This is a genomic window from Streptomyces griseobrunneus (genome assembly GCF_046713465.1).
GTDB lineage: Bacteria > Actinomycetota > Actinomycetes > Streptomycetales > Streptomycetaceae > Streptomyces > Streptomyces microflavus.
The window spans coordinates 1-22,404 of sequence record NZ_CP177081.1 but is presented as its reverse complement, the minus strand read 5'-3'; the positions used below and the strand labels follow the sequence as shown (position 1 = coordinate 22,404).

Genomic DNA, 22,404 nt, shown 5'->3' with positions numbered 1-22,404 from the left:
CGAACCCCGTGGGAGGAACCCGATGAAGCCCGGACCGCGAACCCCGCCCCTCGATCTGCTGGGGGTGGGCGCAGGGCCCTTCAACCTCTCGCTCGCCGCACTCGCCGACGGCGTGCCCGGCCTGCGCAGCGCCTTCCACGAACAGCGCACCGCCTTCCACTGGCACCCCGGGCTGCTCATCGAGGGAGCGACCCTCCAAGTTCCCTTCCTGGCCGACCTGGTGAGCCTGGTCGAGCCCACAAGCCCCTGGTGCTACCTCAACTACCTCAAGACCCGCCGCAGGCTCTTCCCGTTCTACTTCGCCGAGCGCTTCCACATCCACCGCTCCGAATTCGACAACTACCTGCGCTGGGTGAGCACCGAACTGCCCTCCACCCACTTCGGCCACCGCGTCGACGCCATCGCCTGGGACGCGGGGGAGGGCGCGTTCGCCGTCGACTCCACCCGGCTCGGCCCGGACGGCGAGACCCTCGGGAGCGGGCTCACCCACGCCCGTAACCTCGCCCTCGGCGTCGGCACCGCGCCCTACGTCCCCGAACCGCTGCGGGACCTGGCGGCGGACCCCGTACCCCTCGTCCTGCACTCCGCCGACTACCTCGCCCAGCGGGACCGGCTGCTCGCCGCCCGGCACGTCACCGTCGTCGGCTCGGGGCAGTCGGGCGCCGAAGTCCTCCTGGATCTGCTGCGGTTGCGGCCCGAGGGTGCCGAAGGGCTCACCTGGCTCGCCCGTACCCCGGCCTTCGCGCCCATGGAGTACAGCAAGATCGGCCTGGAACAGTTCACGCCGGACTACACGCGCTACTTCCACGGCCTCCCGCAGGCCACCCGGGACCGGCTGCTGCCCAGCCAGTGGCAGCTCTACAAGGGGGTCAGCGGGGACACCCTCGGGGACATCCACGACGAGCTGTACCGGCGCAGCCTCGGCGGTGACTGGCCCGATGTCACCCTCACCCCCGGCATCGAGGTCACCCGTGCCGCCACCACGGACGGCGGCCGCATCGAACTGACCGTCGAGCACGGCCAGCAGGAGTCCCGGGGCAGGCTCACCACCGACGCGGTCGTCCTCGCCACCGGGTACCGGGAGCGCCCCGTCGACACGCTGCTCGCCTCCCTGGACCCGTACATCGTCCGCGACGACGCCGGGCGCCCGCAGGTCGACGAGGCCCAACGGCTCGTCCTCGCACCGGGGATCGGCGGCTCGGTCTTCGTACAGAACGCGGAACGGCACACCCATGGGGTCGGCGCCCCCGACCTGGGCCTGGCCGCCTGGCGCTCCGCCGTCATCATCAACGCGCTGACGGGCAAGGAGACCTATCCCTTGCCGGACCGTACGGCCTTCACCACCTTCGGCATCCCGCAGGACCGGGGCGGGGTGCCGGGCCGCATAGCCGAAGAGCGGCGGTAGTACGGCTCTGGGCCGCGCGGTGTGGTCACCGTGCGGCCCAGGACGGGTGTTGCTGGGGGTTCAGCCCTTGCGGGTGTTGATGTCTTCGGTGAGCTGGGGGACGACGGTGAAGAGGTCGCCGACGACGCCGTAGTCGACGAGGTCGAAGATCGGGGCCTCGGCGTCCTTGTTGATCGCGACGATCGTCTTCGAGGTCTGCATACCGGCCCGGTGCTGGATCGCACCCGAGATACCCGAGGCGATGTACAGCTGCGGCGAGACGGACTTACCGGTCTGGCCGACCTGGGAGGTGTGGGGGTACCAGCCCGCGTCCACCGCCGCACGCGAGGCGCCCACCGCGGCACCCAGACTGTCCGCGAGGGCCTCGATCAGCGGGAAGTTCTCCGCACCGTTGACGCCACGGCCACCGGAGACGACGATCGCGGCCTCGGTCAGCTCCGGACGCCCCGTCGACTCACGCGGCGTCCGCCCGGTCACCTTCGTGCCCGTCGCGGTCGCGCTGAACGACACCGACAGCGCCTCGACCGCACCGGCGGCCGCTACGGGCTCCACGGGGGCCGAGTTCGGCTTCACCGTGATGACCGGGACACCCTTGGAGACCCGGGACTTGGTCGTGTACGAGGCGGCGAACGCGGCCTGCGTCGCGACCGGACCCTGCTCACCGGCCTCCAGATCGGTGGCATCGGTGATGATGCCCGAACCGACCCGCAGCGCGAGACGCGCGGCGATCTCCTTGCCCTCGGCCGAGGACACCACCAGCACCGCCACCGGCGACACCACCTCGAACGCGGCCTGCAGCGCATCGACCTTCGGAACCACCAGATACCCCGCGAACTCCGGGGCATCGGCGGTCAGGACCTTCACCGCACCGTGCTCACCCAGCACCCCCGCGGTCGCCTCCGCACCCGCGCCCAGCGCGAGCGCGACAGGGTCACCGATCCGGCGGGCCAGCGTCAGCAGCTCCAGCGTGGGCTTGCGGACCGCACCGTCCACGTGATCGACAAGAACAAGAACTTCAGCCATGACAACGCACTCCAGACGAGAAAGGACGAGAGAGAAGGATGGGGAGGGAAGAGGAGCGGGCTAGATGAACTTCTGGCCCGCGAGGAACTCGGCGAGCTGCTTGCCGCCCTCGCCCTCGTCCTTCACGATCGTGCCCGCCGTACGCGCCGGACGCTCCGTCGCCGAGTCGACCGCCGTCCACGCACCCGCCAGACCCACCTCGTCCGCGTCCAGACCCAGATCGTCCAGGTCCAGGGACTCCACCGGCTTCTTCTTCGCCGCCATGATCCCCTTGAACGACGGGTAACGCGCCTCACCCGACTGGTCGGTCACCGACACCACCGCCGGAAGGGAGGCCTCCAGCTGCTCGGACGCCGTGTCACCGTCACGACGACCGCTCACCACACCGTCGTTCACCGCGACCTCCGACAGCAGCGTCACCTGCGGCACACCCAGACGCTCCGCGAGGAGGGCCGGCAGGACGCCCATGACACCGTCGGTGGAGGCCATCCCGCAGATCACCAGGTCATAACCGGTCTTCTCGACCGCCTTCGCCAGCACCAGCGACGTACCGATCACATCCGTACCGTGCAGATCGTCGTCCTCGACGTGAACAGCCTTGTCCGCACCCATCGACAACGCCTTGCGCAACGCGTCCTTGGCATCCTCCGGACCCACCGTCACCACGGTGATCTCCGCATCGTCCGCCCCGTCCGCGATCTGCAACGCCTGCTCGACCGCGTACTCGTCCAGCTCCGACAGCAGACCGTCGACATCCTCACGGTCCAACGTCAGGTCATCGGCGAAATGCCGGTCACCGGTCGCGTCGGGCACGTACTTCACACAGACAACGATCCTCAAGCTCACGCCGGCTCTCCTGCCTACCTGGGTGTGGTCCCCAGCCGATCGGGCCCGGTCCCACCTGGGAGTAGTTTCGTTAGGGTGACCTTATGGTACTCAGTACCCTCTGTAAAGGTACCCGGTGCCAAAAGTGCCCTTCCGGTGCTACGTTTCGCCGCATGAGCGAGGCACGCGGACCCGAGAAGAAGGCACCCATGCGGGAGGTGCTCGCGCAGGCGGCCTTCCAGCTCTTCCTTGAGCGGGGCTTCGAGCGGACGACGGTCGACGACATCGTGGCGCGGGCCGGGGTGGGGCGGCGTTCCTTCTTCCGGTACTTCCCCTCGAAGGAGGACGTGGTCTTCCCGGACCATGAGCGCTGTCTCGCCGAGATGACGGAGTTCCTGGCCGCCGTGGACGACAGTGATCCGGTGGGCGCGGTGTGCGACGCGGCCCGGATCGTGCTGCGGATGTACGCGGCCGACCCCGAGTTCTCCGTACAGCGCTACCGGCTCACCCGTGAGGTGCCCGGACTGCGGACGTACGAACTGTCGGTGGTGCGCCGCTACGAGCAGACGCTCGCCGGTCATCTCCGGGGCCGGTTCGGCGCGGATGGTGACGGGGAGTTGCGGGCCGAGGTGATCGCCGCCTCCGTGGTCGCCGCCCACAACAACGGGCTGCGGCTGTGGCTGCGTTCGGGGGGTGCGGGGGATCCCGAGGCGGCTGTGGACCATGCGCTCGATCTGGTGCGGGGCGTGTGGGAGCGGCCCGCCGGGCCCTCGCCCGCGCTGGAGAAACCGGCCCCCCCGGCGGTCGGGCCGTCCGGCATCACCACCGGGTCCGGCGACAGCGAAGTCATCGTCATGGTCGCGTCCAGAGGGACGCCGATGTGGCGGGTCGTGCAGCAGATCGAGGCAGCCGTCGGCGAGAGCTGAGCGGTGCCGTGGGTAAGTGCTGAGTTGCGTCGCGCGTGGGTGCCGAGCGGGTGCCCACGGCAAGAACCCGGTAATAATCGGCACTCAGTGCCTTTACTCTCCGGCACTCAGTGCCATATGGTGCGGACGCGCCGTCAGCCAGGTGCGGCGCGTCCGAGTCGAGCGCAGGGGGTCGATCCGTGTCTCAGGCAGGAATGGGCACCGTCCAGAAGACGCACGAGGAGTGCGGCCTCTCCTACAACCGCTGCCGCTGGTGCGGCACCGCCTCCTTCCGGCGGCTGCTGTGCCCGGTGTGCGCGTCGAGCGAACTGGAGCCGGAACGCACCACCGGCCACGGGGTGGTCGTACGGACCGCCGTGGTTCACCGCTACACCGACGCGGCGCGCAACGAGTCCCTGGTCCGCTTCCCCGAGGGGTTCGTCTTCCGCTGCCAGGTCGTCGGCGCCGCACCGCAGATGGTGACCGTCGGCGCCCGTGTGAAGCCCCTCTCGGGGGAGGAACCCGAGTCGGGTGCGGTGGTTCTGGAACTCTGCGAGCCGCCCGCACGCAACGACTGGGCCTGACGCACCGGGAACGCCCGCGCCCCGGCCACGTACGGCCTACGAGCGCGGGCGGTCCGGTGCCGGTCGGGCGGCGGCCGTGGGGCAGGCGGCCGGGCGGTCCGGGGCCGGCCGGGCCGTCAGCCGATCCGCTTGAGCAGCTCCTCGGCCAGCGGGGCGGAGGACGCCGGGTTCTGACCGGTCACCAGGTTCCGGTCGACGATCACGAACGGCGCCCAGGGCTCGCCCTCCTGGAAGTCCGCGCCGAGCTCCACGAGCCGGTCCTGGAGCAGCCACTTGGCCTTCTCCGCGAAGCCCGCCTGGGTCTCCTCGGCGTTGGTGAAACCGGTCAGCCGGTATCCGGCGAACGCGTTGGCGCCGTCGGGTCCGGTGGCGGCGAGCAGCGCCGCCGGGGCGTGGCAGACGACGCCGAGCGGCTTGCCCGACGCCAGGGCCTCGGTGAGCAGCCGCCCGGAGACGGGGTCCACCGCGAGGTCCTCCATCGGGCCGTGTCCGCCGGGGTAGAAGACGGCGTCGTACGCGTCCAGATCCACGTTCTCCAGCGCGACCGGCCGCCGCAGCTCCTCGAACGCCTCCAGCCCGGCCGCCACCTTGTCCGCGCCCTCCTGGCCGCCGTTGACATCGGGTGCCAGGCTGCCGCGGTCCACGGTGGGGACGACGCCGCCCGGGGTGGCGACGACCACCTCGTGACCGGCTCCGGTGAACGCCTGGTACGGGGCCACGGCCTCCTCGGCCCAGAAGCCCGTGGGGTGGGCGGTGCCGTCCGCCAGGGTCCAGTGGTCCGCGCCGGTCACCACGAAAAGGATCTTTGCCATGTCGTACATCTCCGTCGGTCGGGGTGGGCTGACCTGGCCGACCGTATGCCCGGTCCGGCCAGGATCCGCGTCCGGCCGACGTGTGCCGGAAAGTGGGTTCCGACGGGTCGGCGGTGATCGGCCGGACGGCGGATCGTCTGCCCGCCGCAGCCCGTCCGAATCATCCGGAGGCTTCCGGGGCGGCTCAGCCCGCGCGCGTTCCCGCCGCGCGGGCGACCAGCGCCTCCGCGTTGCCCGAGAGCCAGGCGGTGACCACTTCGGCGGGCAGCGCCAGTGCGGCCAGCTCGTCGGCCAGCGGGCCGGTCGGGCCCGGATTGACCCAGGTCGAGGTGCCGAACAGGACCCGGTCGCGGGCCATGCCCCGGGCGTGGTGGAGCAACGGCTCCCAGCCCGAGCCGGGCTTCGGCATGTGCCGGGGCCGGTGCGAGGAGAACTCCAGGAAGACCCCCGGGTGCCGGGCGGCGGTGAGCAGCATCTCCTGCACATCGGGCCAGCCCGCGTGCCCGGCGACCAGCAGCAGCTCGCGGTGGCGGCCCGCCAGCGCCTCGACCGTACGCCAGCTGCCCAGTCCGCCGGGGTGGCTGCGGGCGAAGTGGTGGCCGGTGTGCAGCCAGACCGGCAACCGCGCCCCGGCCGCCGCGTCCCAGACCGGGGAGAACCGCGGATCGGCCGGGTCGGTCCCGTCCAGGAAGGGGATCACGCACAGCCCGGTCGCCCCGGCGGCCGCCGACCGCTCCAGCTCGCGCAGGGCGGCGGCCGGGTCGCGCAGGGAGAGTCCGGCCCAGACCTGGACGCGGTCGGTGACGCCCCGGACCGTCTCCAGCAGCCACTCGTTGACGGTACGGCCGTCCGGCAGCCGCTCCGGAGACCCCATGGCGAACTCGCGCGTCACGCCCTGCCGTTCGCGGTCGGCGAGGTGGGCGGCCAGATCGAAGGGGGGCCGGCCGGGCGGCAGGAGCACGTCGACCGCGTCCTGCCAGCGCACGGCCAGGGCATCGCGGTACGCGGTGTGCGAGGCGCCGAAGTACCGGCAGAACGAGGCGGAGAAGACGTCCAGGTACTCGGGGGCCCTTTCGCCCAGCCGGTGCAGGTACACCCGCCACCCGGCGTCGTCGTAGACCAGCGAGCAGGCGTCCACGACCGGCGGCCGGACCCGGACACCGGCGTCCGCCTCGGCGGTGGCCGTCGCTGTTCCGTTGCTGGCGGCGGGGCCGGACGACAGGTTCACGGTCACTCCATCGAGAGGGGGTGGCGGCGCGGTGCGAAGGCGTACGCGAGTGGTTCAGGAGGCGGCGCGCCGGGCCTCCCAGTCGGCCACCAGCGCCTCGGTCTGCTCCACGAATCCGCTGAACAGGGTGGCGAGCGAGGCCAGCCGGTCCCGGGCCTCGCCGCGCGCCACCGGAATGCCCGAGCTCAGCGTCTCGGTGAACTTGCGCATATGGGCGTTGTTCACCAGCAGCAGGTGCTGGAGGTCGCCGACCGCCTCGTAATCGATGCGCCGGCTGCCGGGCCTGGTGGAGCGCCGCACCAGAGTCCAGGACTCCAACTGGCGTGCCGCCACACTCAGTCCGCTCTTGGCCTGCCCGAGCTCGCGGGTCATGGTGTCGAGATCCACCGGCTTGTTGCGCAGCAGGAGGTAGCCGAAGAGGCGTCCGGTGGCCTGGGGGAGCCCCCAGCGCTCCATCAGCGAACCCATTTCGCTGATGAAGGAGGCTTCCGCGTCGCTGAACCCGCCGGGGCCGGGGGTCGGGGAGGGCTCGGCGTCGGGGGTGGTGTCGTCGTGGTCAGTCATGGTCTCGCTGGGTTCTCAGGCCTTCGGGAAGGCGGAGGAAGGCGACGGTCAGTCGGTTGACCTCGTCGGGACGGTCCAGGTTGGCGACGTGTCCGGCGCCGGGGATCACATGGAACTCGCTGTTCGGATCGCGTTCGCTCCACCGTTCCATCGCCGAGCGGATGTTACCCGTGCTGTCGTGTTCACCGCAGATCAGGAGCTCGGGCTTCTCGACACGGTAGTCGGGGGAGGGGTCGACCGCACGGCTCATCCCGTCCCAGGTGGTGAGGAAGGAGCGCCGCCCGTTCGCCGCGAAGGCCTCGCGCAGATACTCCTGGGCCCCGGGGTCCTCGGCGGACGCCCGGGCCATCCACCGGGTCAGCCGGCGGTAGGGCAGCAGCCGCATGAGGGTGCGGGAGAAGGCCAGGCGCCGCCGCTCGCGCCGGGTGACGGGGAGGGTGCTGGACATGGAGCCGATCACCACGAGCGCGGCGACCTCCTCGGGCCGCTGACGCAGGTACTCCTGGGCGATGTTTCCGCCCATCGACTGCCCCAGCAGGACCACGGGCCTGCGCACGTCGGCCGCGTCCAGCACCGACCCCAGGTCCCGCGCCGCGTAGCCGGTCCGGAATCTGCCGGTGCCGGAGGCGGACGCGCCGTGATAGCGCACGTCCCAGCGCAGGGTGCGGTAGCCCGCGCCGACCAGGGCCGGGATCTGTGGGTCGAACATGCGGTGGTCGGCCCCGGCGCCGTGGGTGAGGGCGACCGCCGGACGGTCGGCCCCTCCGGCGGTCCAGTAGTGCAGCCGGGCGCCGGAGACGTCGACGCTGTGCGCCGTCTCCTCGCCCCCGGTGCGGGCGGCGGCCTGCCGGCCGGGGCCGGTCATCACGGTGACTCCTCGCCCCGGCCGCCGGTGGGCAGGGTGGGGAGCGGGGGCGGCCAGGCCGCCGGACGGTGGTGCCGCAGCGCTTCGTTCATCAGAATCAGAATACTCTCATCGTGACGGCCGCAGAGGGAGGCGGCCACCGCCGCCGAGCCGCGGCAGCGGTGGCCGGAAGCCTTCAGCCAGGGGAAGCCCCCCGTCAGCAGCCGGTGAAGCGTGGCGGCCGCTTCTCCGCGAACGCGGCCATCCCTTCCCGGGCGTCGGCCACCGTGGCGTGCGTCTTCAGGTGGTACGCGTCCTGGAGCCGCAGCCCGTACTCGGCCGGCTGCCCCCAGCTCCGTTCCCGCAACTCCTTGAACAACCCCACCGAAGCGGTCGGCAGCGCGGCGAACCGGCCGGTCAGCTCGGCCAGTTCGCGGCCGAAGTCCTCCGGTGCGCAGAGCCGGTCGAACAGCCCCAGGCGCACCGCCTCGTCCCCCGAGACCATCCGCCCGGTGAGGTAGATCTCCGTCGCCCGCGCCGGACCGGTCAGCCGGGACATCAGGACCACGTTCCCCACATGCCCGACCCCGGCCAGGCAGCTGCCGATCGAGGCACGGGTGTCCGCCAGCCGGAAGTCGGCGGCGCAGGCGATCTCCGCCCCCGCCCCCGCCGCCGCCCCGGTCAGCCCCACCACCACCGGCTTCGGCAGGTGCAGGATCGCCTCGCAGACCCGCAGGTAGTGCGCGTCCGAGGTGATCGGGTCGAAGGGGGTGTCCACCCGGTCGCCCAGCCGCCACCGCCGTACGCTCTCCACGTCGTCGCCCGCGCAGAACGCACCGCCGCTCCCGGTGATCACGACCGTGCGCACCCGGGGGTCGTCGCCCGCGCACATCAGGCCGAGCAGCAGATGGCGGGAGAGCGTCAGGTCGAGGCTGTTGCGGCGGTGCGGCCGGTCCAGCGTCAGCGTGGCGACCCCGCCCGCCAGCGAGGCGCGCAGCGGTACGTCCTCCCTGCCGTCCACCCGGTCCGCGAAGTCCGCGAACGACTCGGTTGCCGCCCCCGCCCACTCGGGCACCGTCTCCTGGCCGGTCGGGAATGCTTCCTGGCTCATACGATCTTCTCCCTGCGTATCCGGATGCCCGCCGCCTCGCGGTCCCACGTCCCCGCCACCACGCCCTCGGCGCGCAGCGTGTGCTTGGTCGGCTTGCCGGTGGGGGTCTTCGGGAGCTCGGGGAGCACCCGGATGTAGCGCGGCAGCATGAAGTGGGCCAGCCGCTCCCGCAGGAACCCCAGCAGCGCCGCCGGGTCGACCGGGTCCGCCGGGTCGCGGTCCGCCACCACCAGCAGCACCTCGTCCTCGCCCTCGTCGCCGGGCACGGCCACCGCCGCCGCCTCCAGCACGCCGGGGTGGGCGACGGCCTGGGCCTCCACCTCGAAGGAGGAGATGTTCTCGCCGCGCCTGCGGATGGCGTCCTTCTTGCGGTCCACGAAGACCAGGCCGCCGTCGGGGGCGCGCCGGAAGGTGTCCCCGGTGTGGAACCAGCCGTTGCGCCAGACGGCGGCCGTCTCGGCGGGCCGGCCGAGGTAGCCGCTGAGGAACGACCACGGGCGGTCCGCGCGCAGCACCAGCTCGCCCGCCTCGCCGTCCGGCACCTCGCGGTCGTGGTCGTCGACGACCCGGGCGGTGATGCCCGGCCGGGGTTCTCCGCAGTGCATCGGGACGCCCGGGTGGTGGTCCGGTGCGGAGAGCACCGGGCACGACACCTCGGTCATGTTGAACAGCGCGCGGACCGACACCCCGAACCGCTTGGAGAACTCCGTCGCCCCCTCGGTGAACGGGATGACGTAGGCCGCCCGCAGCGGATGCCCGGTGTCCTGCGGCAGCGGCGGCTGCTTGAGCAGATAGGTCGCCATGACGCCGAGCAGCGTGCACAGGGTCGTCCCCGTACGCCGGATCAGAGGCCAGAACTCGCTGGTGGTGAAGGCGGGCACGACGGTCACCGAACCGCCGTGCACCAGCATCCCGTAAGCACCGATCGTGCCGCCCGCGTGGAACAGCGGCAGCTGCAGCAGATAGCGGTCCTCCGGTCCGGCCACGCCGTGGAAGGCGGCGGTGCAGCTGCTGTACAGGTGCGCGTAGGAGGAGACGACCCCCTTGGACGGGCCCGTCGTCCCCGAGGTGTAGATGACGGTCTGCGGGTCCCATGGCTGCGGCGCGGGCACCGGTTCCGTGAACTCCGCCCGGGGCGAACGCAGTTCGGTCTCCACCCGGAAGTGCGCGGAGAGCCGCGCGGCGAGCGCCTCCACGTCCTGCGCTACGTCCTCGGGGCCCGGCAGCAGGACCACCGTGCGTACTGCCCCCACCGCGCCGTCCGACTCCTCCAGCCGGGCCGCCAGCGACGGCCTGCAGACCAGTACCTCGGCCCCGCTGCCGGCGATCACCTGGCGCAGGATCGCGCCCCGGTAGGCGGTGTTGAGGGGGACGAGGACTCCACCCGCCGCGTTGACCCCGTACCAGGTGCGCAGTGCTTCCGGCCCGTTGGGCAGCCAGCTCAGCACCAGCTCGCCCGGGGTGACACCGAGCGCCTGGAGCGCCGCGGCGGTCTCCTCGGTCTCCTGGAGTGTGCGTGCGTACGTCCAGACGTCACCGTCCGGCATCAGCGCGTACGGCGCCTTCGGCGTGGCGGCGGCGCGCCGTCTGAGCAGGGGACCCAGCACGCACTGTTCGGCCGTCGGCACGGCGGCGGACGCGGGGTCGAGCACATCGTCGCTCACCGGGCCTCCCCGGCGGTCGGCGCGGGCAGGGTCCGGAGCTGGAGCACGCTCTCGTACGGGCCGCCGTACCACACCGATTGCCGGGCGGTGCTGCAGTGTTCGGCCTCACCGATCGGTCCCGGAACGTTGGGGTGCCGGTCCAGATGGGGGAAGTTGCTGCTGGTGACGTGGACCCGCAGCCGGTGGCCGGGGGCGAAGCGCCACGCCGTGTCCCCGAGCAGCAGATCGGCGTCGTACGGCTCGTCCGGCGGGGCGCCCCCGTCCGCCTCCAGCCGGAGGCTGGCCTCGGCCACCAGCAGGGAACGCCCGTCCGGATGTACGTCGGTGAGCTTGGCGACCACGGCGGTGGCGGGTGCGTCCGAGCCGAAGCGCAGCCGCAGCCGCTGCCGGCCGACCACGTCCAGTGGCCCGGTGAGCGGCTCGGAGGTGTAGACGAGCACGTCCGGCCTGCTCTCCAGGTGCGCCTGGTTGAGCGGTCCCGCCGCCAGCCGGCCGAGCTGGAGGACCCGCCCGCCGTGCGAGGGCACCGGGTCCTCCGGGTCGTAGGTGAACGTGTCGTGGCCCGGGGCCACGCCGGACGGTTCGGGCAGCAGCCGTCCGCCGTCTCCGCCGCCGGCCGGTCCCGCCAGGTGCCAGGGCGAGTCGACGGCCTCCGGCGGTGGCCAGCTCGCGGCCCGGTGCCAGGTGTCGTCACCGAAGAGGAAGTACCGTACGTCCCCGCCGGGATCCTGGTCCGCAGTACGTTCCCCGGCCGCCCTCAGGTGGCGGTCGAAGAAGTCCAGGTGCAGATCGGCCAGCCGTGCGCCCTGCGCCGAACCGTACGGGCCCGTGTTCACCTCGCCCTGCACCTGGGGCAGTTGGCCTGAGTGCACCCAGGGCCCGACGACCAGCTCGTGCCGCCCGGCCACCGGATCCCGGGCGCGCATGGCCCGGTGCAGCTCGATCGTGCCGAAGGAGAACACGTCGTACCAGCCGCCCACCGAGAAGGTGGGCACACCCACCTCGCCCAGGCGGTATTCGGCCACCGTCGCCACATGCCCGGCGAAGATGTCCCGCAGCCTGCCGGGGAACCCCTCGAAGTCGAGGATGGTCGACAACGGCCAGCGCCGCAGCGGCACTTCGGGCGTGGTGAGCAGCTGCACCACCTCCGCCACGACCGCCCCGTCCACCGGATCGCCCGCCGCCGCCCGGCGCTGCACCCACTCCAGCGCGGTCAGGCCGAGCCAGCTCGTGAGGTGGTCCAGCCGCAGTGAGCCGCCGAGCTGCTCGGTGTCGTAGGGGGCCGAGGTGGACATCGTGGGCGCGATGGCCCGCAGGTGCGGCGGCTTCTCCATGGCGGCCAGCCACTGGACGATGGCCTGGTACGAGGTGCCCGCCATGGCCACGTTCCCGTCGCACCAGGGCTGCTGCGCGGTCCACTCCACGGTGTCGTACCCGTCCGGCCCCTCCTGGGACCAGTCGAGCGGCGCCCACTCGCCCTCCGAGCCGAACCGGCCCCGGGTGTCCTGCACCACGGCCGCGTAACCACGGTCCACGCACTGCGCTGGGGTCAGCGTGGCCAGGCCCAGCGGGGACTTGCCGTACGGGGTGCGGAAGAGCACGGCGGGCGAGGCCGGGCCGTCGGCCGGGCGCCACACATCGGCCCGCAGCACCGTCCCGTCACGCATCTCCACCGGCACGTCGTGCTCGATGAGGGTGGTCCTGCCCATCAGGGGGTCTCCTTCGCGGCCGGTCCGGTGCCCTCGGCACGGGAACGGGTCAGATGGCGGGTCATGGCGTCACCGGCGGCGGCCCGGCTCGCCGAGGGCTCGACGCGGACCAGCGGGCCGACGCTCATCCGGGCCGGGCGGTCCAGCAGCCAGGCGACGGTGTCCGCGATGTCCTCCGCGTCCAGCACCTCCTCCTCGGGCACGCCGAGGTCCGAGGGGCGGGCCGCGAGCCGGGTGGAGACCCAGCCCGGGGCGACGGTGACCGCGCGGATGCCGAGGTCGCGGTTCTCCTCGTGGACCAGCTCGGTGAGCCGGTGCACGGCGTGCTTGCTGACGCCGTAGCCGCCGCTGCCCGGCACCACCTCGGAGCCCACGCCCGAACCGATGTTCACCACCCAGCCGTAGCGGCGCTCCCGCATTCCGGGCAGCACCTCACGCGCCAGCAGGAACGGCACGGTCAGATTGACCCGCAACTGCCGCTCCCAGTGCCGCTCCTCGGTCTCATGGACAGCGGCGAGCCGGATCGCGCCCGCGCTGCACACCAGCAACCCGACCGGCCCCAGTTCGGCGGCGGTGGCGGCGACCGCCTCGGCGGGGGCACCCGGCTCCGCCAGGTCCAGGGGCAGCGGCAGCGCCGTGCCCCCGGCGGCGCGGATCGACTCCGCGACCTCCTTCAGCTCGGCCTCCCGCCGCCCGACCAGCGCCACGGCGCTGCCGCGCGCGGCGAGCCGACGGGCGACAGCGGCGCCGATCCCGGAGGAGGCCCCGGCGACGAGGGCAACCGGGTGGCCGCCCGTCTCTCCGGTGGCGTTCACCGGCCCTCCTCCACGGGCTCGGGAAACTCCAGGGACTCGGGGAACCCCGGCCGCAGCGGAGCCACGTCCCCGAGCCCGAAGCCGCCGTCGGCCCGCAGCACCGCGCCGGTCACCCGGGAGGCCGAACCGCTCAGCAGATATCCGAGGACCGCCGCCACCTCGCGCGGCTCACCGACCCGCCCGGCCGGTATCCGGCTGATCCAGCCACGCCGGTGATCCGGCCCCGCCGCATCGCCCATCGGCGTCTCGATGATGCCGGGGGCCACGCAGTTGGCGCGGATGCCGTGCCGCGCCACCGACACCGCGAGACAGCGGATGTACTGCGCCATCGCCGCCTTGCTCGCCCCGTAGTACTCCAGCCCCGCCACCGGGCTGAGCGTGGAGCTGACCGAGGAGACCCCGACCACCGCGCCGGGGACCTTCTCGTCCCGCCAACGGGCCGTCAGGTACTCGGTGACGGCGACGAAGCTGTGCAGGTTCACCGCGAAGGTCCGGGCGGCGGACGCCGGGTCGCCGCCGACCGCGCTGAAGCCCAGGTGCCCCGCCGCGTACAGCAGGGTGGTGACCCCGTCGGCCGCCTTCCAGGCGCGTTCGCCCAGGGTCGCGGCGTCCTCCGCGTCGGAGAGGTCGCACCGCAGCGTCCAGGCCCGCCGGCCGAGCGCGGCGATCTCGGCGCCGACCTCCTCCAGCGCCTGCGTGCGCCGGGCGGCCAGGACCACGTCGGCCCCGCGCCCGGCGAGGTGCAGGGCGGCGGCCCGGCCGATGCCGCTGCTGGCGCCCGCCACCAGGACCTTCTGTCCCAGCAGGTCCTGACCGGTGACCGGCTCCGGCGGCGGCTGCTCCTGCGGGGCGCTGCGGCGGGGTGCGGGGGCGGCGGCCGGGGTACCGGCGGGCAGGGACGGGATCTGGCCGAGACCCGCGCCCCCGTCCACCGGGATCGTCTCGCCGACGAGGTACGAGCACCCCTCCGACACCAGGAACGCGACGGTGGCCGCCACATCGGCGGCCGTGGTGGGGCGGCGCTGCACGAGATAGCGCAGCAGCCCGGCCTCGGCGGCCGGGGAGAGGCGGTGGCCCAGGTCGGGGGAGTAGCCGGTGACCAGGGTGTTGCCGGTGACGCCGCGCCCGGCCATCTCGGTGACCAGGTGCTGCCACCAGGCCCGGTCGGCGGCCAGCCGGGCGTGCCGGTCGGGGTCGGTCCCGGCGTGCGTCCCGCCCGTCGCGTCGGTCACCAGGACGAGGCGCCCCCGGCCCGCCGCCGCCATCGCCAGCGCGGCGGCCCGCACGCGCCGGCGGTCCAGGCCGGCCGAACGCCCGGCGCCGTACGCCTCCTCGCCGAGGAGCAGTGCGCAGTAGGCGGCGGGAGCGCCGGTCGGGGCGCCAGAGGAGTCAGAGGCGTCCGGGGTGTCCGAGGTGACCGGGGTGACCGAGGTGACCGAGGTGTCCGGGGCCTCGGGTGCGAGGCCGAGCGCGCCGAGCGCTGCGGAGAGAGCAGCGTCCCCACCCCCCGCCCCCGACGAGTCGAGGACCACCCGGGTGCTGATCGGCGCCCGCAGCGGGTCCCCTCCCGCGGCCGTCCCGGGCCGCGTCGCCGTGCTGTGAACGTGGGTCATGGCAAGTCGCCGCCTTCGTATTCGATGACCATGCTCGTGGCGTCGCCGCCCGCCCCGGAGGCGAGCACCAGCGCGCTGTCGCCGCCGGTCGCCAGGCCGCCCGCGAGCACCGGATCGCCCGGCAGACCCGCGTACGGGACCAGGGTGTTGGCGCTGGGCGCGATGTGGCCGTGGTGCAGCATGAGCAGGCTGCCGAGGAGTTTGACCAGGCCACCGGTCCCGGCGACATGCCCGAAGACCGCCTCCTGGTTGGTCAGCCGCACCTCGCCCCGGTACCCGGCCGCCTCCCGTACCCCGGCGAGCGCCTCGCACAGGTGGTCCTCGACGAACCGGTTGCCGTCCGCGTAGTCGTTGAGGAACGCCAGATCGCCGAGGCCGCGCCCGGCCGACGCCAGCGTGGCCAGCACGTCGCCCACCACATTGGCGGGCGGTCCGGTGGCGACGGTGGAGGGGCCGTTGGAGCGCGAGGTGCGCAGATGCGCCCGGTGCAGCAGCCCCGGGCGGTCCCCGGTCGCCGCCGGGTCCTCCAGGACGACGGCGAGCGCGCCCTCCCCGGTGGCGTTGCCGGTCTGGATCTCGTCGTGCGGCCGGACGTCGGCGGGGTTGCCCGAGAGCGAGGAGGCACGGTAGCCGCTGCGCCCGGTGTGGCTCGTGCCCGCCACGAAGACCGGATCCACGGTGGTGTCCACGCCGACGACGATCGCCCGGTCGATATCCCCGCACCGGAACATCTGCTGGACGAGGTGGAGCGTCCGCAGCGCCACATTGCAGGAACCCGCCACGCTCAGTGTCTGGCAGGGCAGTTGGAGGCCGGAGGCCACGGTCCCCACCACGCTGGGCGGGGTGCCGTTGAGCCAGTACTCCATGCCGAGGGCGGCAACTCCCTTGTCCCGGGCCAGGCCGTAGTAGCGCTCGGTCTCCGGGAAGGCGAACTGGAGCGAGCAGGCGACCAGCGCGGTGCGCTCCGGGTCCAGGTCGGCGGCGGTCAGCCCCGCGTGCTCCAGGGCCCGGTGCACCGCCCCGGTGGCCATCAGCCCGGCCCGCGAGGAGCGGCGGATCTGCCGCTCCGACAGCGGCAGATCCGCCTGGGGATCCCAGTCGTTGACGGTTCCGGCTATCCGGAGGGGGAGTTCGGGATGCGCGTACGGGGAGAGGCAGCTCGTCCCGTCGCGCACCACGCGCCAGAAGGTGTCCAGGTCGGTGCAGGCGCGGCCGTCCGGTCCCGGCAGGACGAATCCGGCCCCGGAGAGCCGGAGCACCGGAATCTCAGCAGGCATCGCCACCCCCGAGCAGCAGCGCGCTGTTTACCCCGCCCACCTGGTAGTTGAAGCTCAGCGCCCGGTCGAAGCCCAGCGGACGCGTCTTCGTGCCCGGCACCGGGTCGAACGTGCAGACGGGCGAGGGGGTTTCGCAGTTGGCCGTGGGGCAGACCTCGCCCTCGCGCATCATCATCAGCGTCAGCGCCGTGCCCAGATTGCCGAGCGGCGCCCCGCTGTGGCCGAAGCAGGCCTCCTGCGAACTGACCAGCAGCTGCTCGGACTTCTCGCCCCACAGGGCGCGTACGGCGTTGGACTCGATCCGGGTGAACAGGGCGTCGCCCTCGCCGCCCCCGTTGACGTACGGGATCTGCTCCAGTGACGTGTGGCCGCCCAGGGCGCGGCGCGCCGCCTCGGCCAGCCCCGTACCGCCGGTGTCGATGGCGACCGCGCTGTTCAGCCCGCCGCGTGTGGTGGCCTGGCCGAGGATGGCCCCATGGGCGCGGGCACCGCGCGCGGTGGCGTGCTCGCGGCTCTCCAGGATCAGGGTCACCGAGCCGTCGCCGTAGTTCATGCAGTCGCCCGCCGCGTCGTACGGGCGCATCGGCCGGTCGTGCCGGGGTGCGGCCGGCGGGTCGGCGTTGTGCCGCACGGTCACGCCCTCGCGCTCGACCACCTCCCGCAACCGGTGTCCGTGCAGCACCCGTTCGGTGTCGAAGCGGTCCACCCCGGTGACGACCACCAGGTCGCTCCGGCCGGAGGCGATCATCATCTGAGCGATGCCGAGCAGCACCGAGGAGGAGGCGCAGCCGCAGCTCACCGTGTAGTTGGCCCCGGTGGAGCCGAGCAGCGCGGCCTGGACCGGGCCGACGTCGCTGGAGGTGCCCGCCACCAGCAGCCGTACGAAGAGGGACTTGGCGTCCGCCGGGCTGACCGTCGCCGGATCGGCGTCGTGCCAGGCGCGGTAGCTGTCGTAGTTGCTGTCCACCCCGGCCCGGGCGGTCAGCACGTCCGCCCCCCTCAACTCGGCTTCCCTGTGGTCGAGTCCGGCGTCCTTGCAGGCCTCGGCCAGCGAGATCAGACCGTAGAGGTGGACGTCGGCGTAGCTGCGCAGATAGCGCGCCGGCATCTCCGGCAGCAGCTCACCGAACGCCTCCCGGGCGCCGCGTACGGTGCCGTGGTGGAATCCGTCGCGCTCGACATGGCTGGTCCCCGTGGAGGCGGCGGCCCAGACGTCCTTCGCCTTCCGCACCGGCTCGTCGCCCGCGCCGGGCAGGCAGAAGCCCATCCCGGTGACCAGGGCGTCCCGGGGGCCGGGGGACCACGTCCCGTACCCGTCGCTCACAGAGCCCCCGCGTCCACGTTGACGGCCTGCCCGGTCATCCCGCCGGAGAGGTCGGAGAGCAGGAACAGCACCTGGGCCGCGATCTCCTCGGGGCGTACCAGGCGGCGCAGGATGGTGCTGTTGACCGCCCGCTTGAGGTACCGCTCCCAGGTGAGGTCCGGCGGGCCGTGGTGCTTGGCGATGGCGGACATGAAGGCGTCGCCGTACCGTCCACCGTCCGTGGCGGCCGGGCTGTCGGTGAGCCCGGGGCAGACCGCGTTGACCCGCACCCCGAATGCGCCCAGCTCGGAGGCGAGCGCCTGGGTCATGCCGTTGAGCCCGAACTTCGAAGCGCAGTAAGAGGTGTTGGCGGGCAGCCCGCGCTTCCCCGCGATGGAAGAGACCATCACTATGTTGCCCTCGCGGCGCTCCATCATCCCCGGCACCACCGCACGGGCGACCCGGAAGGCCCCCAGCAGATTGATGTCGAGGGTGGCCATCCACTGGTCCTCGTCCTGGTCGCAGAGGAACGCCTGGTTGCGGGCCTCGCCGGCGCAGTGCACCAGCCGGTCGATCGGGCCGAGCTGCTCCTCGGCCTCGCGGACGGCGGCGCGCACGCTGTCGGCGTCGGTGAGGTCGCCGGGGACCGCCACCGCCCGCCCGCCGTCCGCCTCGATCCGCTCGGCCAGCAGCCGGAGCTCCTTCTCGCTGCGGGCCATGAGCGCCACACGGGAGCCGTGGGCGGCGAGCATCGACGCCAGTACGGCGCCGATCCCGCTGCTGGCACCGGTCAGAAAGGTGGTCCTGCCCTGGAGCAGGGTGGGTGCGAAGCCGCTGGTCATGCTGTGTTCTCCGCTTTCTCGGGGAGGTCCGCGCTCGCGGCTGTCCTGCTCGCCCCGGAGGCCTGGCCGGCCGGGGGCAGGACGCGGGCGGGCAGTCCGCCCGCGTCGACCTCCAGCACGGTGCCGGTCACCGAGGGGTTGTCCGCGGCGAAGGCGACGGCCTCCGCCACGTCCTGTTCGTCGCACCAGCGGCGCAGCGGTACATGGCGCCGGAGGTCGGCCATGTACGCCGCGTGCCGCTCGCTCGCCGCCGAACGGCGGCGCAGCGCCTCGCCGTCGATGACTCCGGGCGCCACCGCGCTGACCCGGATGCCGTACTCGCCCAGCTCGACCGCCCAGGTCCGGGTCAGCGCCTCCACCCCGGACTTGGCCGCGCAGTACGCCGACTGCCCGTACGAGCCGTGGCGGACGGTTGAGGAGATGTTGACGATGGCGCCGGGCGTACCGGCGGCCAGCATCGCCTGCGCCGCGTGGCGGCCGACCAGGAAGGTGCCGGTGAGCAGGGACGTCACCACCCGCTCGAAGTCCTCCAGCGGATGCGGGGAGAGCAATGGCGGGCCGTCCGGCTCTTCCTTGACGCTCACCAGGCGGCGGGAGAAGTTGTTCCCGGCGTTGTTGACGCAGAGCCCGAGCGGCGGGGCGTCCTCGGCCAGCCGCTCGAAGAGGGCGGCCACCGACCGCTCGTCGGTGACATCCGCCCGTACGGCGTGCAGCACGAGCCCGTCGTCGGCCGCGGCCTTGACGGCCGCGTCCAGGCTCTCCGCGTCGCGGCCGCAGATCACGGTGTGCCAGCCGACGGAGGCCAGATGCCGGGCGATGGCCGCGCCGAGGCCCCGGCTGCCGCCGGTGACCAGGGCGGTGCCGCGAACACCCGTACCGGGCAGAGAGAATGACTGATCAGACACGGAAGAGCAGCCCCCCGTAGTACCAGCCCGAGCCCACCGTGGGCGTGTAGCAGAGGTCCCCGGGCTTCAGCCGGCCCTCGCGTGACATCTCGGAGAGCACGATCGGCACCGAGGCGCTGCCGGTGTTCGCCCGCGTCTCGTAGTTGGTGACGAAGCGCTCCTCCGGGATGCCCAGACGTTCCCGTACGGCGGTGTGCAGCTGGCCCGTCCCGGGGTGCGGCACCACCCAGTCGATCTCGTCCATCTTGGTGCCCGAGCGGGCCAGCATCCGGGTCGCCAGGTCGGCGTGGGAGTCGGCCGCGATGGAGACCAGCTCACGGCTGCTCTTGATCCACCCGTTGGGCGGGTAGACGGTGACCGTCTCCCGGCCGGAGCCGTCGCTGATCAGCAGCGAGTCCCAGAGTCCCGCGCCCGGTTCGGCACCGCGCGACAGCACGGCCGCACCGGCCGCGTCGCCCACGATCAGCTCGCCCTTGCTGCCCGGGCGGACCCGGCGGGAGAACCGCTCGCTGGAGACGACCAGCGCGTGGCGCCAGCCGGCGTGCGCCCCGAAGAGCGCCGCCGCCGTCTGGACCCCGTGCACGAACCCCGTACAGGCACCGCACACGTCGAAGGCGAGCGCCCGGTCCGCGCCCAGCAGATGCGCGGTGTGCGGACCCCACTCGGGGACGAACTGGCGGTCCGTCCAGTTGCTGAAGACCAGCAGGTCCACCTCGTCGGCGCCGATGCCCGCCTGCTCCATCGCCGCACGGGCGGCGCGCACCCCCATGTACGCGGGTGTCTCCTCCTCGTCCGCCACATGACGGCTGCGGACGTCGAGCCGGCCGATGACGGCCTCGTCCACGGCGTTGCCCGCCGGGTCGTCGGCGCTCTCGTTCTCGACCAGGAGGCGTGGGTAGTAGTGCCCGAATCCGGACAGGCGCAGACCGCTCTCGCGCCACAGGGACGTCTCGTCGTGCATCTCTCGTCTTCCCGTACTGTGCGGTGGGGCCGGGGGCCGCCCGGCCGGAGTGGGATCGCCCGGGCTCACGGAATCCGCAGGAGCATCGCGCCCCAGCTGAAGCCGCGGCCGATGCCGATGGTCGCGACGAGATCGCCGGAGCGGATCTTCCCCGAGCGCAGGTTCTCCGAGAGGCAGCTGGGGATGGAGACGCTGGAGGTGTTGCCGCGCTCCTGGATGTTGGTGAGGAGCTTCTCGCGCGGGATCTCCAGCGTCCGGCACACCTGGTTGATCATGTTCAGGTTGCCCTGGTGCGGCACGAACCAGTCGATGTCGTCCACCGTCAGGTCATTGCGCTCCAGGATCTCCCGGCCGACATGGGAGAGCAGCTTCGGGCCGACCGCACCGACCTCCCGGCCGCGCATCAGCATCTTGTCGTTCTCGTCGATGTCGAAGGCGTCGAAGTACGAGCCGTCCGCGTGCAGCGCCACGTCCAGCAGTCCGCGCTCCTGCGTGTCCGCCGACCAGACCGCCGCGGCGGCCCCCGCCCCGAACAGCGCCGAGTAGCGGTAGTCGAAGTTCAGGATCGGGCGCGGGTTCTCCGCGCAGACGACCAGCGCGTTGCGCATCCCGAGCGCCGGGAGCATCGCGGCGGCCGTGGCGGTGCCGTACATGAAACCGGCGCAGGCCACCGAGGTGACATCGAAGCAGGTGGCGTGGCGCAGCCCGACCTGCTTCTGCAGCGGCAGCGAGATGTCCATGTAGTTGTTGGTGGCGCTGGAGGGGTTGGTACGCGGCCGGGTGGTGGAGGTCGTGCCGATGACGAGATCGATGTCGTCGGGGCCCAGACCGGCGGCGGTCAGGGCGTCGTCCACGGCCTTGGCCGCCATCTCCACCGCGCGCTCCTTCTCGTCGGCCGGCCAGTGGCGGCTGACGATCCCGGTGTTCTCGCGGATCCAGGCGTCGTCGATGCCCAGCGCCTCGATCTGCTCGAAGTGGGCGTTGGTGATCGGCTCGCCGGGGAAGTAGTGGCCGATCCCGGCGAGTCGCACGGGGGCGATCGCGGTGGGCGGCAGGGGGCGGAGATGAGCCGTCGCCGGGTCGGGGACGGTGCCCGTGGTGGTGGTCGTCATCGGTAGAAGCCTTCCGGGTCCATGGTGCGCAGGAGCGTGAGTTCTTCGGTGGTGACGGCCTTCTCGTCGGTCAGGAAGCCGCTGACGCCCACGGCCCAGCCGGTGAGTTCGCGTACGGCTGCCTCCGGCCCTTCGGGGAGGTCCTGCGCGCTGCGGCCCCGGCCCGGTACCGGCGGCAGCCAGCTCGTCAGCTCGAAGGCGGTGCCGCTGCCCGGCCGGGTGAAGCGCCCGAACTGGCTGACCACGTCACGGACCCGCAGGCCCGGACTGGTGAGGTGGGTCAGCCGCGGTACGTAGCGGCGGGGCGAGGCGACCGCGACGACCACGCAGTCCACGGAGGAGGCGATGTCGTTGGCCCCGCCGGATCCGGTGATCCAGCGGCCGTCGGGCAGCAGCGTCGTGTTGATGTTGGCGTCCGGGTCGATCTCCGCGGCCGAAAGCACGCCCAGGCAGCGCGGGTTGGCGGCGACCGCGCCGCCCAGCGTCTCGGCGACCCCCGCGAGCATCTGGGAGCGCTCGGCGTGCCGCTGGCTGAAGAGGAAGACGTCGCCCGCCTCGGGGTCCATCGACTGCAGGCCCAGTTCGGCGGCCACCTGCACCTGCACGCCGTCGCGCGCCAGCAGCCGGGCCGCCAGCCACGCGGACATGTGCGAGGTGCCGATCCCGGCGAGCAGCGTGTCGTAGCCGCGCTCCCGGACCAGCGCGGCCACCGCGCGGGCGCCGAGCACGATGAGCTGCTCCTGCTCGGTGGGCGCGCCGGACCCGTCCGCCGGGGTGCGCACCTCCTCGGGGGTGCCCGGGGGAGCGGGGAACACCAGCGAGGTGCGGCGCCCCGCACCCAGCCGCTCCACGTAGTCGGCGTGGCTCTCCACCCCGCCGACCCACTCCTCGTACCAGGCGGC

General features: G+C 72.9%; 20 protein-coding genes and 1 pseudogene. 3 read left to right on the top strand and 18 right to left on the bottom strand.

Annotated elements, in window-relative coordinates; all coding sequences use genetic code 11:
* Nucleotides 1-22: 22 nt before the first annotated feature.
* On the top strand, nt 23-1,405 hold the full coding sequence (locus ACK8N7_RS37485) for a lysine N(6)-hydroxylase/L-ornithine N(5)-oxygenase family protein (protein WP_403217673.1): 1,383 nt from the start codon (nt 23-25) through the stop codon (nt 1,403-1,405).
* Between the two features lie 60 nt (nt 1,406-1,465).
* Here the strand turns inward: ACK8N7_RS37485 and ACK8N7_RS37480 are convergent, their stop codons facing one another.
* Both ACK8N7_RS37480 and ACK8N7_RS37475 read right to left on the bottom strand, forming a co-directional pair.
* Nucleotides 1,466-2,428: an electron transfer flavoprotein subunit alpha/FixB family protein gene (locus tag ACK8N7_RS37480; protein ID WP_500444829.1), complete on the bottom strand. Its 963-nt coding sequence runs from the start codon at nt 2,426-2,428 to the stop codon at nt 1,466-1,468.
* Between the two features lie 60 nt (nt 2,429-2,488).
* On the bottom strand, nt 2,489-3,274 hold the full coding sequence (locus ACK8N7_RS37475) for an electron transfer flavoprotein subunit beta/FixA family protein (RefSeq protein WP_403220013.1): 786 nt from the start codon (nt 3,272-3,274) through the stop codon (nt 2,489-2,491).
* A 188-nt stretch (nt 3,275-3,462) separates the two neighbouring features.
* Between ACK8N7_RS37475 and ACK8N7_RS37470 the strand changes: the two genes are divergently transcribed.
* Both ACK8N7_RS37470 and ACK8N7_RS37465 read left to right on the top strand, forming a co-directional pair.
* Entirely contained in the window at nt 3,463-4,179 is a 717-nt protein-coding gene (locus ACK8N7_RS37470; protein WP_403210971.1) for a TetR family transcriptional regulator, read from the top strand.
* Between the two features lie 194 nt (nt 4,180-4,373).
* A complete protein-coding gene (locus ACK8N7_RS37465; protein ID WP_403210973.1) occupies nt 4,374-4,742 on the top strand; it encodes a Zn-ribbon domain-containing OB-fold protein in 369 nt (122 codons plus the stop codon).
* A gap of 116 nt (nt 4,743-4,858) precedes the next feature.
* Here the strand turns inward: ACK8N7_RS37465 and ACK8N7_RS37460 are convergent, their stop codons facing one another.
* From ACK8N7_RS37460 to ACK8N7_RS37385, 16 genes and pseudogenes are all read right to left on the bottom strand, one after another.
* Nucleotides 4,859-5,554 (bottom strand): type 1 glutamine amidotransferase domain-containing protein, encoded by a 696-nt coding sequence (locus ACK8N7_RS37460; protein ID WP_403210095.1) that lies wholly within the window; start codon nt 5,552-5,554, stop codon nt 4,859-4,861.
* A gap of 184 nt (nt 5,555-5,738) precedes the next feature.
* Nucleotides 5,739-6,782, bottom strand: a complete 1,044-nt coding sequence (locus ACK8N7_RS37455; RefSeq protein ID WP_403210097.1) for an amidohydrolase family protein — start codon at nt 6,780-6,782, stop codon at nt 5,739-5,741.
* 54 nt (nt 6,783-6,836) lie between these two features.
* Nucleotides 6,837-7,346: a GbsR/MarR family transcriptional regulator gene (locus ACK8N7_RS37450; RefSeq protein ID WP_403210099.1), complete on the bottom strand. Its 510-nt coding sequence runs from the start codon at nt 7,344-7,346 to the stop codon at nt 6,837-6,839.
* Nucleotides 7,339-8,211 carry an alpha/beta fold hydrolase gene (locus ACK8N7_RS37445; protein WP_500446051.1) on the bottom strand — a complete coding sequence of 291 codons (873 nt, stop codon included), beginning with the start codon at nt 8,209-8,211 and terminating at the stop codon, nt 7,339-7,341. Before ACK8N7_RS37445 ends, ACK8N7_RS37450 begins: the two co-directional genes overlap by 8 nt.
* Before the next feature lie 196 nt (nt 8,212-8,407).
* Nucleotides 8,408-9,301 (bottom strand): enoyl-CoA hydratase/isomerase family protein, encoded by an 894-nt coding sequence (locus ACK8N7_RS37440; RefSeq protein WP_403210103.1) that lies wholly within the window; start codon nt 9,299-9,301, stop codon nt 8,408-8,410.
* Nucleotides 9,298-10,965 (bottom strand): ATP-dependent acyl-CoA ligase, encoded by a 1,668-nt coding sequence (locus ACK8N7_RS37435; protein ID WP_500446049.1) that lies wholly within the window; start codon nt 10,963-10,965, stop codon nt 9,298-9,300. Before ACK8N7_RS37435 ends, ACK8N7_RS37440 begins: the two co-directional genes overlap by 4 nt.
* Entirely contained in the window at nt 10,962-12,674 is a 1,713-nt protein-coding gene (locus ACK8N7_RS37430; RefSeq protein WP_403210107.1) for a CocE/NonD family hydrolase, read from the bottom strand. The genes ACK8N7_RS37435 and ACK8N7_RS37430 overlap by 4 nt, the downstream gene beginning before the upstream one ends.
* Nucleotides 12,674-13,489: an SDR family oxidoreductase gene (locus tag ACK8N7_RS37425; protein ID WP_403210109.1), complete on the bottom strand. Its 816-nt coding sequence runs from the start codon at nt 13,487-13,489 to the stop codon at nt 12,674-12,676. Before ACK8N7_RS37425 ends, ACK8N7_RS37430 begins: the two co-directional genes overlap by 1 nt.
* The gene (locus tag ACK8N7_RS37420; protein WP_500446046.1) at nt 13,486-15,102 is read right to left on the bottom strand and encodes an SDR family NAD(P)-dependent oxidoreductase; all 1,617 of its coding nucleotides are present in this window, start codon (nt 15,100-15,102) and stop codon (nt 13,486-13,488) included. Before ACK8N7_RS37420 ends, ACK8N7_RS37425 begins: the two co-directional genes overlap by 4 nt.
* The gene (locus ACK8N7_RS37415) at nt 15,099-16,379 is read right to left on the bottom strand and encodes a beta-ketoacyl synthase (protein ID WP_500446044.1); all 1,281 of its coding nucleotides are present in this window, start codon (nt 16,377-16,379) and stop codon (nt 15,099-15,101) included. The genes ACK8N7_RS37420 and ACK8N7_RS37415 overlap by 4 nt, the downstream gene beginning before the upstream one ends.
* Complete coding sequence (locus tag ACK8N7_RS37410) at nt 16,369-17,703, bottom strand: beta-ketoacyl-[acyl-carrier-protein] synthase family protein (RefSeq protein WP_403210115.1); 1,335 nt, start codon at nt 17,701-17,703, stop codon at nt 16,369-16,371. Before ACK8N7_RS37410 ends, ACK8N7_RS37415 begins: the two co-directional genes overlap by 11 nt.
* On the bottom strand, nt 17,700-18,524 hold the full coding sequence (locus ACK8N7_RS37405; protein WP_403210117.1) for an SDR family NAD(P)-dependent oxidoreductase: 825 nt from the start codon (nt 18,522-18,524) through the stop codon (nt 17,700-17,702). Before ACK8N7_RS37405 ends, ACK8N7_RS37410 begins: the two co-directional genes overlap by 4 nt.
* A complete protein-coding gene (locus tag ACK8N7_RS37400; RefSeq protein ID WP_403210119.1) occupies nt 18,521-19,429 on the bottom strand; it encodes an SDR family NAD(P)-dependent oxidoreductase in 909 nt (302 codons plus the stop codon). Before ACK8N7_RS37400 ends, ACK8N7_RS37405 begins: the two co-directional genes overlap by 4 nt.
* Nucleotides 19,422-20,390 carry a ketoacyl-ACP synthase III gene (locus tag ACK8N7_RS37395; RefSeq protein ID WP_403210121.1) on the bottom strand — a complete coding sequence of 323 codons (969 nt, stop codon included), beginning with the start codon at nt 20,388-20,390 and terminating at the stop codon, nt 19,422-19,424. Before ACK8N7_RS37395 ends, ACK8N7_RS37400 begins: the two co-directional genes overlap by 8 nt.
* Before the next feature lie 65 nt (nt 20,391-20,455).
* Entirely contained in the window at nt 20,456-21,502 is a 1,047-nt protein-coding gene (locus ACK8N7_RS37390; protein WP_031123330.1) for a ketoacyl-ACP synthase III, read from the bottom strand.
* Nucleotides 21,499-22,404, bottom strand: a pseudogene (locus ACK8N7_RS37385) (CoA-transferase); the annotation flags it as partial. The gene ACK8N7_RS37390 and the pseudogene ACK8N7_RS37385, both read right to left, overlap by 4 nt.

Excerpts from the sequence above, each read along its gene's own strand:
- ACK8N7_RS37485 (WP_403217673.1), top strand. The coding sequence starts at position 23 with ATGAAGCCCGGACCGCGAACCCCGCCCCTCGATCTGCTGGGGGTGGGC.
- ACK8N7_RS37480 (WP_500444829.1), bottom strand. The coding sequence starts at position 2,428 with ATGGCTGAAGTTCTTGTTCTTGTCGATCACGTGGACGGTGCGGTCCGC.
- ACK8N7_RS37470 (WP_403210971.1), top strand. The coding sequence starts at position 3,463 with ATGCGGGAGGTGCTCGCGCAGGCGGCCTTCCAGCTCTTCCTTGAGCGG.
- ACK8N7_RS37465 (WP_403210973.1), top strand. The coding sequence starts at position 4,374 with ATGGGCACCGTCCAGAAGACGCACGAGGAGTGCGGCCTCTCCTACAAC.
- ACK8N7_RS37460 (WP_403210095.1), bottom strand. The coding sequence starts at position 5,554 with ATGGCAAAGATCCTTTTCGTGGTGACCGGCGCGGACCACTGGACCCTG.
- ACK8N7_RS37450 (WP_403210099.1), bottom strand. The coding sequence starts at position 7,346 with ATGACTGACCACGACGACACCACCCCCGACGCCGAGCCCTCCCCGACC.
- ACK8N7_RS37445 (WP_500446051.1), bottom strand. The coding sequence starts at position 8,211 with ATGACCGGCCCCGGCCGGCAGGCCGCCGCCCGCACCGGGGGCGAGGAG.
- ACK8N7_RS37440 (WP_403210103.1), bottom strand. The coding sequence starts at position 9,301 with ATGAGCCAGGAAGCATTCCCGACCGGCCAGGAGACGGTGCCCGAGTGG.
- ACK8N7_RS37430 (WP_403210107.1), bottom strand. The coding sequence starts at position 12,674 with ATGGGCAGGACCACCCTCATCGAGCACGACGTGCCGGTGGAGATGCGT.
- ACK8N7_RS37420 (WP_500446046.1), bottom strand. The coding sequence starts at position 15,102 with ATGACCCACGTTCACAGCACGGCGACGCGGCCCGGGACGGCCGCGGGA.
- ACK8N7_RS37415 (WP_500446044.1), bottom strand. The coding sequence starts at position 16,379 with ATGCCTGCTGAGATTCCGGTGCTCCGGCTCTCCGGGGCCGGATTCGTC.
- ACK8N7_RS37405 (WP_403210117.1), bottom strand. The coding sequence starts at position 18,524 with ATGACCAGCGGCTTCGCACCCACCCTGCTCCAGGGCAGGACCACCTTT.
- ACK8N7_RS37395 (WP_403210121.1), bottom strand. The coding sequence starts at position 20,390 with ATGCACGACGAGACGTCCCTGTGGCGCGAGAGCGGTCTGCGCCTGTCC.
- ACK8N7_RS37390 (WP_031123330.1), bottom strand. The coding sequence starts at position 21,502 with ATGACGACCACCACCACGGGCACCGTCCCCGACCCGGCGACGGCTCAT.